At 57.0% G+C, this 15,086-nt stretch carries 12 protein-coding genes and 1 other RNA gene; 12 read left to right on the top strand and 1 reads right to left on the bottom strand.

Annotation, left to right across the window (positions count from 1 at the left end; all coding sequences use genetic code 11):
• Positions 1-3 precede the first annotated feature (3 nt).
• From ffs to U2949_RS03415, 8 genes are all read left to right on the top strand, one after another.
• Positions 4-101: signal recognition particle sRNA small type (gene ffs, locus U2949_RS03450), an RNA gene on the top strand.
• Positions 102-216: 115 nt separating this feature from the next.
• Positions 217-2,673 carry a DNA polymerase III subunit gamma/tau gene (dnaX, locus tag U2949_RS03445; protein WP_321286191.1) on the top strand — a complete coding sequence of 819 codons (2,457 nt, stop codon included), beginning with the start codon at positions 217-219 and terminating at the stop codon, positions 2,671-2,673.
• A 41-nt stretch (positions 2,674-2,714) separates the two neighbouring features.
• Positions 2,715-3,041, top strand: a complete 327-nt coding sequence (locus U2949_RS03440) for a YbaB/EbfC family nucleoid-associated protein (RefSeq protein WP_009463063.1) — start codon at positions 2,715-2,717, stop codon at positions 3,039-3,041.
• Positions 3,041-3,652, top strand: a complete 612-nt coding sequence (gene recR, locus U2949_RS03435; protein WP_003803396.1) for a recombination mediator RecR — start codon at positions 3,041-3,043, stop codon at positions 3,650-3,652. Before U2949_RS03440 ends, recR begins: the two co-directional genes overlap by 1 nt.
• 105 nt (positions 3,653-3,757) lie before the next feature.
• Complete coding sequence (locus U2949_RS03430) at positions 3,758-4,798, top strand: ABC transporter substrate-binding protein (protein WP_321286189.1); 1,041 nt, start codon at positions 3,758-3,760, stop codon at positions 4,796-4,798.
• Positions 4,791-5,597, top strand: coding sequence for an ABC transporter ATP-binding protein (locus U2949_RS03425; RefSeq protein WP_009463065.1), 807 nt, complete (start codon positions 4,791-4,793; stop codon positions 5,595-5,597). The genes U2949_RS03430 and U2949_RS03425 overlap by 8 nt, the downstream gene beginning before the upstream one ends.
• 1 nt (position 5,598) lies before the next feature.
• A complete protein-coding gene (locus U2949_RS03420) occupies positions 5,599-6,393 on the top strand; it encodes an ABC transporter permease (RefSeq protein WP_026485237.1) in 795 nt (264 codons plus the stop codon).
• A gap of 272 nt (positions 6,394-6,665) precedes the next feature.
• Positions 6,666-7,403, top strand: a complete 738-nt coding sequence (locus U2949_RS03415; RefSeq protein WP_257723507.1) for a class I SAM-dependent methyltransferase — start codon at positions 6,666-6,668, stop codon at positions 7,401-7,403.
• Positions 7,404-7,591: 188 nt separating this feature from the next.
• Here the strand turns inward: U2949_RS03415 and tal are convergent, their stop codons facing one another.
• Positions 7,592-8,554: a transaldolase gene (gene tal, locus U2949_RS03410; protein ID WP_321286187.1), complete on the bottom strand. Its 963-nt coding sequence runs from the start codon at positions 8,552-8,554 to the stop codon at positions 7,592-7,594.
• A 169-nt stretch (positions 8,555-8,723) separates the two neighbouring features.
• Here tal and carA point away from each other — a divergent pair, with 169 nt between their 5' ends.
• The 4 genes from carA to U2949_RS03390 all read left to right on the top strand — a co-directional run bounded on the left by carA (position 8,724) and on the right by U2949_RS03390 (position 14,960).
• Positions 8,724-9,887, top strand: coding sequence for a glutamine-hydrolyzing carbamoyl-phosphate synthase small subunit (carA, locus tag U2949_RS03405; protein ID WP_035275547.1), 1,164 nt, complete (start codon positions 8,724-8,726; stop codon positions 9,885-9,887).
• An 8-nt stretch (positions 9,888-9,895) separates the two neighbouring features.
• Complete coding sequence (gene carB / locus U2949_RS03400) at positions 9,896-13,138, top strand: carbamoyl-phosphate synthase large subunit (RefSeq protein ID WP_026485241.1); 3,243 nt, start codon at positions 9,896-9,898, stop codon at positions 13,136-13,138.
• 141 nt (positions 13,139-13,279) lie between these two features.
• Entirely contained in the window at positions 13,280-14,176 is an 897-nt protein-coding gene (lpxO, locus tag U2949_RS03395) for a lipid A hydroxylase LpxO (RefSeq protein WP_026485242.1), read from the top strand.
• Positions 14,177-14,189: 13 nt separating this feature from the next.
• Positions 14,190-14,960, top strand: a complete 771-nt coding sequence (locus U2949_RS03390; RefSeq protein WP_321286182.1) for an SDR family oxidoreductase — start codon at positions 14,190-14,192, stop codon at positions 14,958-14,960.
• The last annotated feature ends 126 nt before the right edge of the window (positions 14,961-15,086 follow it).

Genomic DNA, 15,086 nt, shown 5'->3' with positions numbered 1-15,086 from the left:
GTCGGCGGGCCCCTCCGCATGGTTCGGCGGTGAATCTGGTCAGGTCGGGAACGAAGCAGCCACAGCCGTGCAGAGTCAGTGCCGGAGTCAGGCTCGCCACTTCATTTGCTTATCGGGTTATGCGCGCCCGGTCTATCTGCTTCCCTTCAGCACCGAATCCGGTACACTTTTCCTTTCGCTTATTTGTATTGATGGTTCACGCCGTCCGGAATTCGCATGACCTATCTCGTTCTGGCCCGCAAGTGGCGCCCCCGTTCCTTTGACTCCTTGGTTGGTCAGGACCACGTGGTGCGCGCTCTGACGCACGCCCTGGATACCCAGCGCCTGCACCATGCCTGGCTGTTCACGGGCACACGCGGCGTGGGCAAGACCACCTTGTCGCGTATTCTGGCCAAGTCGCTGAACTGCGAAACCGGCATCACTTCCAAGCCCTGTGGCGTTTGCCGCGCTTGTACCGAGATTGATGCAGGCCGCTTTATTGATTATGTAGAGCTGGACGCCGCTTCCAACCGTGGTGTGGAAGAGATGACCCAGCTGCTGGAGCAGGCGGTCTACGCTCCCAGCTCGGGCCGTTACAAGGTCTACATGATTGACGAAGTTCACATGCTGACCGGGCACGCCTTTAACGCCATGCTCAAGACGCTGGAAGAGCCGCCAGCGCACGTCAAATTCATTCTGGCCACGACCGATCCGCAAAAGATTCCGGTCACGGTCTTGTCGCGCTGTCTGCAATTCAATTTGAAGCAGATGACAGTGCCCGCGATTGTGGGCCACCTGCAGGACATTCTGACCCAGGAAGAAATGCAGTTCGAGCTGCCCGCCTTGCGTTTGTTGGCGCAGGCAGCCGATGGCTCCATGCGGGATGCCTTGTCGCTTAGCGATCAGGCTATTGCTTATAGCGCTGGAGATCTTAGCGCTCAGGCTGTGCAAGCCATGCTGGGCACCATTGATCAACGCCACCTGGCGCAATTGCTGCAAGCGCTGGTCGCTTACGATGCGCAGGCCATTATGGGTGTGGCCGATGATCTGGCCTTGCGTGGCCTGTCTTATTCGGGCGCTCTGGCTGATCTGGCCACCTTGTTGTCCCGTATCGCCATCGAGCAGCGCATTCCCGGCACGATTTCTGATGATGATCCTTTGGCAGAAGCAGTGCGGCAATTGGCGCCCACGCTCTCGCCCGATCATGTGCAGTTGTTTTATTCGGTAGCGGTACATAGCCGTCAGGAGCTGTCTTTGGCTCCGGATGAGTACGCTGGTTTTGTAATGGCTTGCTTGCGCATGCTGGCCTTGTTGCCCGAGCCCGTCTCGGCGTATGTACCACCGCCAGCAGGGCCTTCGGGGTCTGATACTGCTGGTGCTGGTGCTGGTGCTGGTGCTGGTGCTGGTGCTGGTGCTGGTGCGGCTCAGGCTGCTCCCGCTCCTGCGACAGCCCCCGCTGCCTCAGAGCTTGCGTCGGCACCGGCTACCTCTACTGCCGCTGCCGCGCCTCTACAGCAAGCTGCGCAGGGTGCGCAAACAGAGCCGAGCGCCCAAACTGCACAAGCAGAGCAAACTACTCAGCCTGCGGTTAACCCACAGGCCGCGTCTCAGCAGGCACAGGCTTCTGCCCCCGCAATTGCCCCGGCCGCTGATGTGACTAGTGCTCATGCAGCTCAAACAGCCTCTGTTGCAGAATCCATCCCTGCTGACGACGATTTTGTCCCGGCCTGGGAAGATGCTCCCGAGCCTGCCGGTGCAGGGGCCAGCTATGACTCTTCAGAGTCTGCCCCAGCGGATGCAAACTTTGACGCCCGTTCCGCGACCAGTCAGCCTCAAGAAGCTGCGACTGCAGTTGCTGGCAGCAGCGCTGTTGAAGCCGTCCAAGCGGCATCGACTCCATCCGTTCCGTCCGTCCAGCCAGCCGCAGAGTCCACTTCCGCAGCCCAGGCAAACTCCTCTGCCGACCCTGTAGCAGAGTCCTCCAAAGCCCAGGGCAAGAGCAGTGCTCAGCCCCTGATGTCGTCTCAAGCCCAGGCCGCCGCCCGAGTAGACCCGGTGGCAGAAGAAGCGCCGCCAGTTGCCTCCACCCAGGACGGCCCGGAGGAGCCCGCCTGGTTGTCTGAGGGCATGGACGAAGAATTCGAGAATTACCAGCCTTTGGATATGGACGCAGCTCGTGCCGAAGAAGACGGCGATGTACCGTCTGTGTCCATGTCTGATCGCTTCATGCCCGACACCGAACTGGGCCTGCCCGTGCCGCAGAGCGGTTCGGACAGCCCGCGCACCGTGCGACTGGGCGGCATGAAACCGGAAACCTGGCCCGATGTGGCAACCAGCTTGCCCTTAAGCGGCTGGGCCGCCGAGCTGGCCCGCCAGAGCGAATGGTTGGGCGTGAAAGGCCAGGAAATCCACCTGCGTGCCAAAATCAAGGCCACTGAAGGCAGCCAGGGCAAAGCGCGCTTGCGCACCGTTTTGTCGGAATACTTTGCCCAGTCCATTCAGTTGGTGATTGAATATGGGGATACGGGCGATGCTACCGCGCATGCCGTGGAGCAGGCCAAGCTGGCCGAGCGCCAGCGTCAGGCCGAAGAGCAGGTTGCCCAGGATCCCTTTGTCTTGAGCCTGATCCAGGACTTTGACGGCAGCGTCAAAGCCGGATCGATCAAGGCCACTCCTTTGGTTCGGGCCGCCTGAATGGCCCCTTGTCAATTTATATCAATCAGGAAAACCAAACCATGATGAAAGGTCAGATTGCCGGCTTGATGCGCCAGGCGCAGCAAATGCAGGAAAACATGAAAAAGGCCCAGGAAGCCTTGGCCGATATCGAGGTCGAGGGCGTTTCCGGTGGTGGTCTGGTCAAGGTCATCATGAACTGCCGTCACGATGTGCGCCGTGTCTCTATCGACCCCAGCCTGCTGGAAGACGAAAAAGAGATGCTGGAAGATTTGATTGCTGCTGCCTTTAACGATGCACAGCGCAAAGCCGAGGCAACGTCGCAGGAAAAAATGGCGGGTGTTACCGCTGGCCTGCCACTGCCACCCGGTATGAAGTTCCCGTTCTAATGAACGAACCGCAGATCGCTGAGCCCGAACCGCTTCGGGCTCTGATCCAGGCTCTGCGTCGGCTACCCGGTGTGGGCGAGCGTAGCGCTCGCCGCATGGCCTACCACTTGTTGCAACACGATCTGGTAGGCGCCGACCAATTGAGCCGCGCTCTTGAACATGCCACGACGGCACTGCAGCACTGTCAGCGCTGCAATGGTTTCACTGTTCAACCTATCTGTGAAACCTGTGCCAATCCCCGCCGTGATCCGGCGTTGTTGTGTGTGGTGGAGACGCCTGCCGATCAAAACATGATCGAGGCTACGCATGGCTATCGAGGCCTTTACTATGTGCTGATGGGGCGTTTGACGCCGCTGGAAGGCATAGGCCCGGATGCCTTGCAATTTGACCGCTTGCTAGAGCGAGCCGGTGATGGCCAAGTGCAGGAAGTGATTCTAGCGACCAATTTCACCGCAGAGGGCGAAACCACCGCCCATCATCTGGCGGAAATGCTCACTAGCCAAGGTTTGAAAGTAACTCGACTGGCACGCGGTGTGCCAGCCGGGAGCGAGCTGGAGTACGTAGACCCCAGCACCATTGCCTGGGCCTTGATGGAGCGTCGCGCCACCTAATCGGGTTTGACCGCTTGGCGGACAAGGGGGGGACACCCCCCTTTGTTTTTTAGTATAAGTATCAGACCTAAATAATTAATGACCAACAACAAGAAGGGGATTGCCATGAAACTGACTCGTCGTCATGCACTCAAGCTGGTTGGAGCATCGGGATTGGCACTGTCGCTGCCAACATTGGCCCGTGCACAGGAAATCGAGAAAAAAAGCATCACGATTGCCGTCGGTGGCAAAGCGCTGATCTATTACCTGCCTTTGTCCATTGCCGAGATCAACGGCTATTTTGATGATGAAGGCCTCAAGGTCAAAGTGGCCGACTTTGCCGGTGGCTCCAAGGCCCTGCAAGCCGTCGTGGGCGGTAGCGCCGATGTGGTATCGGGTGCGTTTGAGCACACCATCAACTTGCAGGCCAAAGGGCAGATGTACCGCGCCTTTGTGCAGCAGGGGCGTGCACCCGCCATTGTTTTGGCTGTGTCCAACAAGACGATGGCTGACTATAAGTCGCCAGCCGATCTGAAAGGCAAGAAAATCGGTGTGACCGCACCGGGCTCCTCGACCAATATGATGGTCAACTTCTATCTGGAACAAAACGGTCTGAAACCCTCGGACGTGGCCTTTATCGGCGTAGGCGCTGGCGCGGGTGCGGTCACCGCCATGCGTACGGGTCAGATCGATGCCATGGCTAACCTGGACCCGGTTATCGGCACCTTGCTCAAGGAAAACGAAGTACGTGTCATTGCTGACACCCGTACCGTTGCCGACACCAAGACCATTTTTGGCGGCAATATGCCTTCGGCCTGCTTGTACGCCTCTGAAGACTTCATCACCAAGAATCCGAACACGGCTCAGGCTTTGGCCAACGCCATTGTGCGCGCTGACAAATGGATTCAGGCCAATGATGCCGAAACCATTGCCAAGACCGTACCCGCCACCTACCTGCTCGGTGATGTGGAGCTGTACAAGCAATGTCTGGACGCCAACAAAGAATCACTCTCGCCAAATGGCCTGGTAGATGCTGATGGCCCTGCTACCGCCTTGAATGCACTGGCCGCTTTTGTGCCGAATCTGGACGCATCCAAGATTGATATCAGCAAGATCTACACCAATGAATTTGCTGAAAATGCCAACAAGAAGTACCCCAATGTCTGAGGCAGCACTTTCTTTAGATAACATCAGCTGTGTTTTTGCCTCCCGGGATGGCAAAGGTACGTACACAGCGGTTCGTGACGCCAGCCTGAGCATTGCTCCAGGCGAATTTGTGTCGGTTGTAGGCCCAACGGGCTGCGGCAAGTCCACGCTCCTGAACGTAGGGGCGGGTTTGCTGAGCCCTTCGTCGGGCGAAGTGCGTGTGTTCGGCAAACCCCTGGAAGGGGTGAACGAGCGCGCTGGCTACATGTTCCAGGGCGAAGCACTGATGCCCTGGCGCAGTGCCGAATCCAACGTGATGGCCGGTCTGGAGTTTGCTGGTGTCCCGCAGGACGAGGCTCGCGCCCGTGCGCAGGAGTGGCTCAAGCGAGTCGGCCTGGGTGGTTTCGGGGATCGTTACCCGCATCAAATGTCTGGCGGTATGCGCAAACGCGTCATGCTGGCCCAGACCCTGATTCGTGATCCCGACATCATTCTGATGGATGAGCCTTTCTCGGCGTTGGACATTCAGACCCGTCAATTGATGGAAAACGAAGTGCTGGAGATATGGATGGCGCAGCGTAAAGCCGTGCTGTTCATCACGCACGATCTGGACGAAGCCATTGCCATGAGCGATCGAGTGGTGGTTCTGTCTGCCGGGCCGGGCACTCATCCCATCGGCGAATTTCATGTCGATCTTCCACGCCCTCGTGACGTGGCCGAAGTACGCAACGACCCCCGCTTTGTCGAATTGCATGCGGCAATCTGGGCCGTCCTGCGTGATGAAGTTCTGAAGGGTTATGCCCAGCAAAAGCGTGCCTGATATGTCTAAATCTATTACTCAATCCAAGCTGGCCCTGCGCGGCTGGCAAATCTCGCTGCTCGTCGTCATTCTGGCTGCCTGGCATTTCTTCACGCTGGATCCCAAAGTGGCTTTCTTCTTTGGGCAGCCATTGGAAGTGGTCAAGGTGATCTGGGCCTGGTTCGTCACCAACGGTGATATTTACCTGCACCTGGGCGTGACCTTGAGCGAAACCCTGCTGGCTTTTGCCATCGGTACGATTGCTGGTTTGGCTTGCGGTCTGTGGCTGGGGCTCTCGCCTCGTGCGGCGGCCTTGCTGGACCCGTACCTGACGGCAGCCAACTCCATGCCGCGCGTCATTCTGGCGCCTATCTTCGGCATGTGGTTTGGTCTGGGCATCTGGTCCAAAGTGGCTCTGGCCGTGACACTGGTGTTTTTCATCGTGTTCTTCAACGTGTACCAGGGTGTGCGTGAAGTCAGCTCCACCTTGCTGGACAACGCCCGCATGCTGGGTGCCAGCCGTCGCCAGTTACTGCGCCACGTCTACATTCCCTCGGCGACCAGCTGGGTGTTCTCCAGCCTGCACACCTCGGTCGGTCTGGCCTTTGTGGGTGCTGTGGTGGGTGAATATCTGGGTTCAGCCAGTGGAGTGGGGTACCTGATCCTGCAGGCCGAGGGCACATTGGATGTGAATACAGTGTTTGCCGGTATTGTGGTGCTTACGGTATTTGCGCTGATCCTGGATGGACTGGTCAGTGTGTTTGAAGACCGCTTGTTGGCCTGGCGGCCTCAAGGTGGTGGTACAGAAAAGCTCTGACCACTGTCTGGTCCAAGTGTTGAGAAAACCGGCTCCTGTTTCAGGAGTCGGTTTTTTTATGCCTGCTCGTTTTCAAGGGCGAGGAGGGGAGGGGCAGTTAGGCACTTAAATATATAGAGGAACACACATGACTGCATCGACATGTGGTTTTCACTCCTATTGCCAAGCCTCCAAAATGCTATAGATCAAGGCCGCACCGCGTGATCAGTGGGTGCCAGCAGTCTCAATACCTTGCAGTGTTTGTTGTCAAACCAACCAGGATGGAGATGCACATGGAAAAACAGCATGACTACAACGCAATCGGCACGATTTACGAAGAGTTCAACCGGACCTCGCCCGCTCGGCTGGCAGAGGTCGCTACTGTGGAGCAATTGCTGGGAGACGTGAACGGCAAGTCTGTGCTGGATCTGGCCTGTGGCTATGGCTTTTTCGGGCGCCGTGCCTACGAACAGGGGGCTGCCAAGGTCGTGGGTGTGGACATTTCGGAGAGCATGGTGAATCAGGCCAAAGACATTTCCAGGCAGCAGAAGGAGGATATTGAGTTCCGAGTGGGAGACGTACTGGAGATGGGGGTAATCGGGCAGTTCGACCGGGCAATTGCAGCCTTTCTATTCAATTACTCCCGGTCGGTGCAGGAGTTGGAACAGATGTTCCAGGCCGTGGCAGATAATCTGAAACCGGATGGTCGCTTGGTGGCCTATACCGTGAACCCGGACTTTCAATTGGGAAAGGAGGATGTGGCCAAGTACGGTTTGAAAGTGCTGACGGAGGAGCCGTACCAAGAGGGCTTTCGGCATACTGCACACTTTAATGTGGGGCCGCCGATTCGTTTTACCTATCACCGCTGGAGCAAAGAGCATTACGAAGCGGCCCTGGCAAAGGCGGGTTTTCGGTCCTTTCGCTGGCAGATGCCGTTATTGACTCAGCAGGCTTTGGATGCCTATCCGCCAGACTTTTGGGAGGACTACAAGAAGAATTGTCCGCAAATCAGCTTGCTTTGCGAACGTTGAAAGAAAGTGTGCTGGATCAGAAAAGTGTGGTGCGTATTGATCTGAGCAAGATCTGATTGCAGTCCAGATAGGGCTCAAAGCAAATCAGCCCGGCGCAATGCCGGGCTGATCCTTTTTGCTGATCAAGCAGCGGGTTTCTTTCCGGGCTTTGCAGGATGCAAAGCCTTTTTATATCGCAGTGCCAGTGATCAAGCCTGCTGACGCGCTTGCTGAATCAAGGAGTCCAGCTTGATGCCATCCGTGGTGAACTGACGGATGCCTTCGGCCAGCTTTTCAGTAGCCATCGCGTCCTGGTTCAAATCCGTGCGGAAGGTGATTTCATTGCTGGCACGCCATTCGGGGGCAACCGCCTTGGCGCGCGCCACATCCAGCATGGCAGGGACTTCACCTTGGGCTGCATCCAGTTGGCCCAGCAGATCCGGGCTGATGGTCAGCAGATCGCAACCGGCCAGCGCCTTGATCTGGCCGACATTGCGGAAGCTGGCACCCATGATCTCCGTGGGGATGTCATAGGTTTTGTAGTATTCGTAAATGCTGCGGACCGAGCGCACGCCGGGATCGTTCTCGCCATGGTTGGCGCTTTCGTCCCAGTCCTGGCCAGCGGTTTTCTTGAACCAGTCGTAGATGCGACCCACAAAGGGTGAAATCAGCGTGACTTTGGCCTGGGCGCAGGCGATGGCTTGCGGCAGGCAGAACAAAAGGGTCAGGTTGCAGTTGATGCCTTCGGCCTGCAGCGTACGGGCGGCCTGAATGCCTTCCCAGGTGCTGGCCAGCTTGATCAGTACCCGTTCGCGCGGCACACCGGCCTTTTCGTAATGCTGAATGATATGGCGAGCGCGCTCGACGCTGGCCAGGGTATCAAAGGACAGGCGAGCATCTACTTCGGTGGAGACGCGGCCGGGAACAATGTCCAGAATTTGTCGGCCAAAGGCAACCAGCAACAGGTCGCTGGTTTCTGCCAGGCTGGCGTGAGGGTGGTCGGCGATGACACGGTCCAGCAAGGGGCGATAGGCCGCCTGCTGTACAGCCTTCAGAATCAAGGAAGGATTGGTTGTTGCATCGGTAGGGCGATACGCGCGCATCGCTTCAAAATCGCCTGTGTCGGCCACTACGGTTGTGCACTGGCGCAGGGAGTCAAGCTGAGTAGTCATGTCTGTTACTAGTCCATCGCAAAGCCATCAAACCAATCAATTACTGTAGTCGATTTTCCAGGTTTTCGTGCCTGGTTTCGGTGTTACTACCGATAAACTACCGGAAAAACCCCGTTTGAGCATATAATTAGAAGGTTTAATATTAATTTCAGAATCCGGGGTTTTTAACGTGCTGCCGTCTTTATTTCCTGAGGAGTCCCGCACTATCACTAGTGCCGTCCTAGCCCTGGCGGATGGAACCCTATTCAAAGGGGTATCAATCGGTGCCGAGGGGCACTGTGTTGCTGAGATCGTTTTCAATACAGCCATGACGGGCTATCAGGAAATCCTGACAGACCCAAGCTACAGCGGTCAAATTGTTACGCTTACCTATCCGCACATCGGTAATACCGGTGTCAATCCAGAGGACTCCGAATCCACCAAAGCCCACGCTGCCGGGCTTGTCATTCGCGATTGTCCCGCCCGCCTGTCCAACTTCCGCTCCACCCAGTCTTTGCCCGACTACCTGAAAGCTCAGGGTGTTGTGGCCATCTCCGGTATCGACACCCGCAAGCTGACTCGCATTTTGCGCGAGAAAGGCTCCATGGGTGCCTGCATCCTGGTGGGTGATGATGCCGAACGTGCACTGGAACTGGCCCGCTCTTTCCCTGGCCTGAAAGGTCAGGACCTGGCCAAGGTGGTTTCCACCGACAAGTCCTACAACTGGACCGAAGGTTCGTGGGAACTGGGCCAAGGTTTCTCCAAGCCCGAAGGCGAGCGCTTTCACGTGGTGGCTTACGATTTTGGCGTCAAGGCCAACATCCTGCGCCTGATGGCAGACCGTGGCTGTAAGGTCACCGTCGTGCCTGCGCAAACTCCATTGGCTGATGTGCTGGCTTACGAACCTGATGGCGTGTTCCTGTCCAACGGCCCTGGCGATCCGGAGCCTTGCGATTACGCAATCGAAGCTTGCAAGGGCTTGCTGGAGCGCAAGTTGCCTGTGTTTGGTATTTGCCTGGGTCATCAGATCCTGGGTCTGGCCGTGGGTGCTCAGACCTTGAAGATGAAAAATGGCCACCACGGTGCCAACCACCCTGTGCAGGAACTGGCCAGCGGCCGCGTGTTCATCACCAGCCAGAATCACGGCTTTGCGGTGGATGCCACAACCTTGCCAGCCAATGCCAAGGTCACGCACATTTCTTTGTTCGACCAGAGCCTGCAAGGCTTCGAGTTGACAGATCGCCCCGCGTTTTGCTTCCAGGGTCACCCCGAAGCCACTCCCGGCCCGCGCGATATTGCCTCGCTGTTCGACAAATTCATCAGCCTGATGGCTGCCCACCAGGCCAATAAATAAATCGCACTATGCCAAAGCGTTCAGACTTAAAAAGCATTCTTATCATTGGCGCAGGCCCGATCATCATTGGTCAGGCTTGTGAATTCGACTACTCGGGAGCCCAGGCATGTAAGGCCCTGAAGGCCGAGGGTTACCGGACTGTGCTGGTCAACAGCAATCCGGCCACCATCATGACGGACCCGGATACGGCTGACGTCACTTACATCGAGCCCATCACCTGGCAAGCTGTCGAGAAAATCATTGAAAAAGAGCGTCCCGATGCGCTCTTGCCCACCATGGGCGGCCAAACCGCGCTGAACTGCGCCCTGGATCTGGCCAAGCATGGCGTGCTGGAAAAATTCGGTGTCGAGCTGATCGGTGCCAACGCCGCTGCTATCGAAAAAGCCGAAGACCGCCTGAAGTTCAAGGACGCCATGACCTCCATCGGTCTGGAGTCCGCCAAGTCCGGCGTGGCTCACAGCATGGACGAAGCCTGGGCGGTTCAAAAGCGTATTGCTGAAGAAATCGGTACCGCCGGTTTCCCCGTCGTGATTCGCCCCAGCTTCACGCTGGGCGGTACGGGCGGCGGTATTGCCTACAACCCTGAAGAATTCGAAACCATCTGCCGTCGTGGTCTGGAAGCATCGCCCACCAACGAACTGCTGATTGAAGAATCCCTGCTGGGCTGGAAAGAGTTTGAAATGGAAGTTGTGCGCGACCGCGCCGACAACTGCATTATTGTGTGCTCCATTGAAAACCTGGACCCCATGGGTGTGCACACCGGTGACTCCATCACCGTGGCTCCTGCTCAAACCCTGACCGACCGCGAATACCAGATCATGCGTAATGCATCGATCGCCGTATTGCGCGAAATCGGTGTGGATACCGGTGGTTCGAACGTACAGTTCGCGGTGAACCCCGATAACGGCCGCATGATCGTTATTGAAATGAACCCGCGCGTGTCCCGTTCCTCGGCTCTGGCTTCCAAAGCCACGGGCTTCCCTATCGCCAAGATCGCTGCGCGTCTGGCCGTGGGTTACACCCTGGACGAGCTGCTGAACGAAATCACCGGCGGTGCGACCCCCGCTTCGTTCGAGCCCACCATCGACTACGTGGTTACCAAAGTGCCACGTTTCGCCTTCGAAAAATTCCCTCAGGCCGACTCGCGCCTGACCACCCAGATGAAGTCCGTAGGTGAAGTGATGGCTATTGGCCGCACTTTCCAGGAATCCTTCCAGAAAGCCCTGCGTGGCCTGGAAGTGGGTGTGGATGGTCTGAACCAGAAAACCACCGACCGCGAGAAACTGCAGGTCGAGCTGGGCGAACCTGGTCCAGAGCGTATCTGGTACGTGGGCGATGCCTTCGCTCAAGGCCTGAGCCTGGACGAAGTACACAACCTGACCAAGATCGACCCCTGGTTCCTGGCCCAGATCAAAGAGATCGTGGACATCGAACTGGCTCTGGAACAAAAGACGCTGGCCGATCTGGACCGCGACACCTTGTTTGGTCTGAAGCGCCGTGGTTTCTCCGACCGCCGTCTGGCTTTCCTGCTGGATACCGTGGAATCGGAAGTGCGCAAACTGCGTCACCAGCTGAATGTGCGTCCTGTCTACAAGCGTGTGGACACCTGCGCGGCGGAATTCTCCACCGATACGGCCTATATGTACTCGACCTACGAGGAAGAGTGCGAATCCAATCCTACGGACAAGAAGAAGATCATTGTTCTGGGTGGTGGTCCTAACCGTATTGGTCAGGGTATCGAGTTTGACTACTGCTGCGTGCACGCTGCTCTGGCATTGCGCGAAGATGGTTACGAAACCATCATGGTCAACTGCAACCCCGAAACCGTTTCTACCGACTACGACACCTCCGACCGTCTGTATTTCGAGCCTCTGACTCTGGAAGACGTGCTGGAAATCGTCCACATCGAAAAACCAGTGGGCACCATCGTTCAGTACGGTGGCCAGACTCCGCTGAAATTGGCCCGTGCTCTGGAAGCCAATGGTGTACCTATCATCGGTACCAGCCCAGAATCCATTGACGTGGCCGAAGACCGTGAGCGCTTCCAGAAGCTACTGACCAAGCTGGGTCTGCGTCAGCCGCCAAACCGTACGGCTCGTACCGAAGGCGAAGCGATTGCTCTGGCTGCCGAGATCGGTTACCCATTGGTGGTACGCCCAAGCTACGTGCTGGGTGGCCGTGCCATGGAAATTGTGCACGAGCAGCAAGACCTGGAGCGCTACATGCGCGAAGCGGTCAAGGTCAGCAATGACTCGCCCGTGCTGCTGGATCACTTCCTGAACAACGCCACCGAAGTGGACGTGGACTGCCTGGCCGATGGCGAGCGCGTGTTTGTGGGCGGTGTGATGCAACACATCGAGCAGGCTGGTGTTCACTCCGGTGACTCCGCTTGCAGCTTGCCTCCTTACTCGCTCAGCGACGAAACCGTAGCTGAAATCAAGCGCCAGACGGCACTCATGGCCAAGGCCTTGAACGTGAAGGGCTTGATGAACGTGCAGTTCGCCATTCAGGATGGTGATGTGTACGTGCTGGAAGTGAACCCACGTGCTTCGCGTACCGTGCCGTTCGTGTCCAAGGCTACCGGTTTGCAGCTGGCCAAGATCGCCGCTCGCGCCATGGCTGGTCAGACTCTGTCCGAGCAAGGCATTACTGAAGAAGTCACGCCGTCTTACTACAGCGTGAAAGAAGCCGTGTTTCCCTTCGTGAAGTTCCCTGGCGTGGATACCATTCTGGGACCTGAAATGAAGTCCACCGGCGAAGTCATGGGCGTGGGCACCTCCTTTGCCGAAGCCTTCGTGAAGTCGCAAATGGCTGCCAGCGTGAACCTGCCCAAGGGCGGTCTGGCCTTCATCAGCGTGCGTGCTCAGGACAAACCACAAGCCGTTGAAGTGGCTCGTGGCCTGATCTCGCTGGGCTTCAAGGTTGTGGCTACCCGCGGTACCGCCAGCGCCATCGAACAGGCCGGTCTGGCTGTTCAGGTGGTGAACAAGGTTACCGAAGGTCGTCCGCACATTGTGGACATGATCAAGAACGGTGAAATTTCCTTGGTCATCAATACGGTTGAAGAGCGTCGCAACGCCATCGTTGATTCGCGTACAATCCGTACACATGCGCTGGCTGCCAACCTGGCCTACTACACCACCATTGCTGGTGCTGTAGCTGCGGTTCAAGGCTTGCAGTATCTGAGCCAAGGTGAAGGCTTGAAGGTTTACGCGGTTCAAGAGCTGCACGCTCTGCTCGCGAAACACTAAGTCTTACCCGGCTGGAAAGGCGCACCTTAGTGGTGCGCCTTTTTTTGTTCTTGCATCAGACAAGACCAAGCCGTCGTATTGGGGCAGCACGCAGGCCACCGCCTGCACAGTGCAGAAGTTTTCTTCTTTGGAGATCATGTCGTGAAATGGTTCATTCTTGCCTTGTTCATCGTGTGCACGATTGTTGTGCACTTCAGGGGTCGAGTCAGGCACCGGTTTTCGCGCCAGTTGCTGGACCATTCCACCTTCACGGCTCCTTTGAACGTCTTCATGTACGGCTTTTCGGCAGTACCGAACGAGCCGTATCTGGATTTGAAACACTTTCCCGAGCTGAACAAGCTGCTGGAACACTGCGACGAAATCCGTGCCGAGGCCGAGCAGCTATTTGGCGAAGGCCATATCAAGGCCTCGGACAAGTACAACGATGCGGGTTTCAACTCCTTCTTTAAAACCGGCTGGACGCGTTTTTACCTGAAGTGGTATGACGCGGATCATCCGTCAGCACGCGAACTGTGCCCGGTGACGACTAATCTGCTCAAGGATATTCCTTCGATCAAGGCGGCCATGTTCACCTCCTTGCCACCCGGTGCCCGTTTGCCGCGTCACCGCGACCCTTATGCGGGTTCGCTGCGCTTTCACATGGGGCTGATGACGCCTAATAGTCCGGATTGTTATATCGAAGTGGACGGCCAGCGTTATCACTGGCGTGATGGCGAGGCCGTGGTGTTTGATGAAACCTTTATTCACTACGCCGAGAACAAAACGGATCAGAACCGCATTATCTTGTTTGCGGACGTAGAGCGCCCCATGCGTTACCGCTGGGCACAGGCGATCAATCACGCAGTGGGTGGTTTCTTGCTGCGCGCTGCTGCCGCTCCTAACCAGGAAGGCGACCGCACGGGTGGTATCAACCGTATTTTCGGTACGGTTTATGCTGTGCGTCGTTTCGGCAAGGCGATCAAGAAAAAGAACGAAACCCTGTACTACATCCTCAAGTGGTTGCTGGTGCTGGGCATTGCTGCCCTGATCTTCCTGTAAAAAGCAGGCAAAGATGCAAACGGTCTTTATCACGGGTGCCAGCAGCGGTTTGGGCAAAGCGCTTGCTCAGGAATACGCAGCTCAAGGTGCTTGCCTGGGTTTGCTGGGCCGGCGTCAGGAAGAACTCCAGGCGCTGGCTGAGAGCTTGCCCGGTGTGCACCGTATCTATGTGGCGGATGTACGTGACAGAGACGCCTTGCATCAAGCGGCCCGGGACTTTTTGCAGTTCACAGGGCAAAAAATTGATGTGGTCATTGCCAGTGCGGGGATCAGCGCTGGCACCTTGACGGAAGAAACCGAAGACTTCGCCGTTTTCAAAGCCATTGTGGATACAAACCTTCTGGCCATGGTGGCGACTTTCGAGCCTTTTATCGGCACCATGAAAACGACGGGGAAGGGAACCTTGGTGGGTATTGCCAGCGTGGCGGGTATTCGTGGTCTGCCCGGTGCGGGGGCTTATAGCAGCTCCAAGGCCGCTGTCATTGCCTACTGCGAAAGCTTGCGACTGGAGCTGTCGCTGTACGGTGTCTCAGTCGTCACCATTACGCCCGGCTATATTCGCACGGCCATGACGGCGCAGAATCCTTACTCCATGCCATTTCTGATGCCTGCTGAGGACTTTGCCCGCAAAGCTCGCAAGACCATCGAGCAGGGCGCGTCCTATCGAGTCATTCCTTGGCAGATGGGGGTTGTTTCGCGCCTGATGCGTCTTTTGCCTAATTGGCTGTATGACCGTCTGGCTCGTCGGGCACCTCGCAAGCCGCGACTGAACAAGAAAAGCTGATCAGTGTCCTTGTCGCTGATTGTTGAGGCCCTTGTTGGCCTCATCGCGGTTTGAAGGGGCTATGCTTATGGCCGCAACCGCAACCGCAACCGCAACCGCAACCGCAACCGCAACCGCAACCGCAAC

This window comes from Alcaligenes phenolicus (assembly GCF_032063905.1).
Classification (GTDB): domain Bacteria; phylum Pseudomonadota; class Gammaproteobacteria; order Burkholderiales; family Burkholderiaceae_B; genus Alcaligenes; species Alcaligenes phenolicus.
This window is presented reverse-complemented; position numbering and strand designations above follow the sequence as displayed.

Bases quoted from the DNA above. Each gene is read 5' to 3' on its own strand.
- dnaX (WP_321286191.1), top strand. From the start codon at position 217: ATGACCTATCTCGTTCTGGCCCGCAAGTGGCGCCCCCGTTCCTTTGAC.
- U2949_RS03440 (WP_009463063.1), top strand. From the start codon at position 2,715: ATGATGAAAGGTCAGATTGCCGGCTTGATGCGCCAGGCGCAGCAAATG.
- recR (WP_003803396.1), top strand. From the start codon at position 3,041: ATGAACGAACCGCAGATCGCTGAGCCCGAACCGCTTCGGGCTCTGATC.
- U2949_RS03430 (WP_321286189.1), top strand. From the start codon at position 3,758: ATGAAACTGACTCGTCGTCATGCACTCAAGCTGGTTGGAGCATCGGGA.
- U2949_RS03425 (WP_009463065.1), top strand. From the start codon at position 4,791: ATGTCTGAGGCAGCACTTTCTTTAGATAACATCAGCTGTGTTTTTGCC.
- U2949_RS03420 (WP_026485237.1), top strand. From the start codon at position 5,599: ATGTCTAAATCTATTACTCAATCCAAGCTGGCCCTGCGCGGCTGGCAA.
- U2949_RS03415 (WP_257723507.1), top strand. From the start codon at position 6,666: ATGGAAAAACAGCATGACTACAACGCAATCGGCACGATTTACGAAGAG.
- tal (WP_321286187.1), bottom strand. From the start codon at position 8,554: ATGACTACTCAGCTTGACTCCCTGCGCCAGTGCACAACCGTAGTGGCC.
- carB (WP_026485241.1), top strand. From the start codon at position 9,896: ATGCCAAAGCGTTCAGACTTAAAAAGCATTCTTATCATTGGCGCAGGC.
- U2949_RS03390 (WP_321286182.1), top strand. From the start codon at position 14,190: ATGCAAACGGTCTTTATCACGGGTGCCAGCAGCGGTTTGGGCAAAGCG.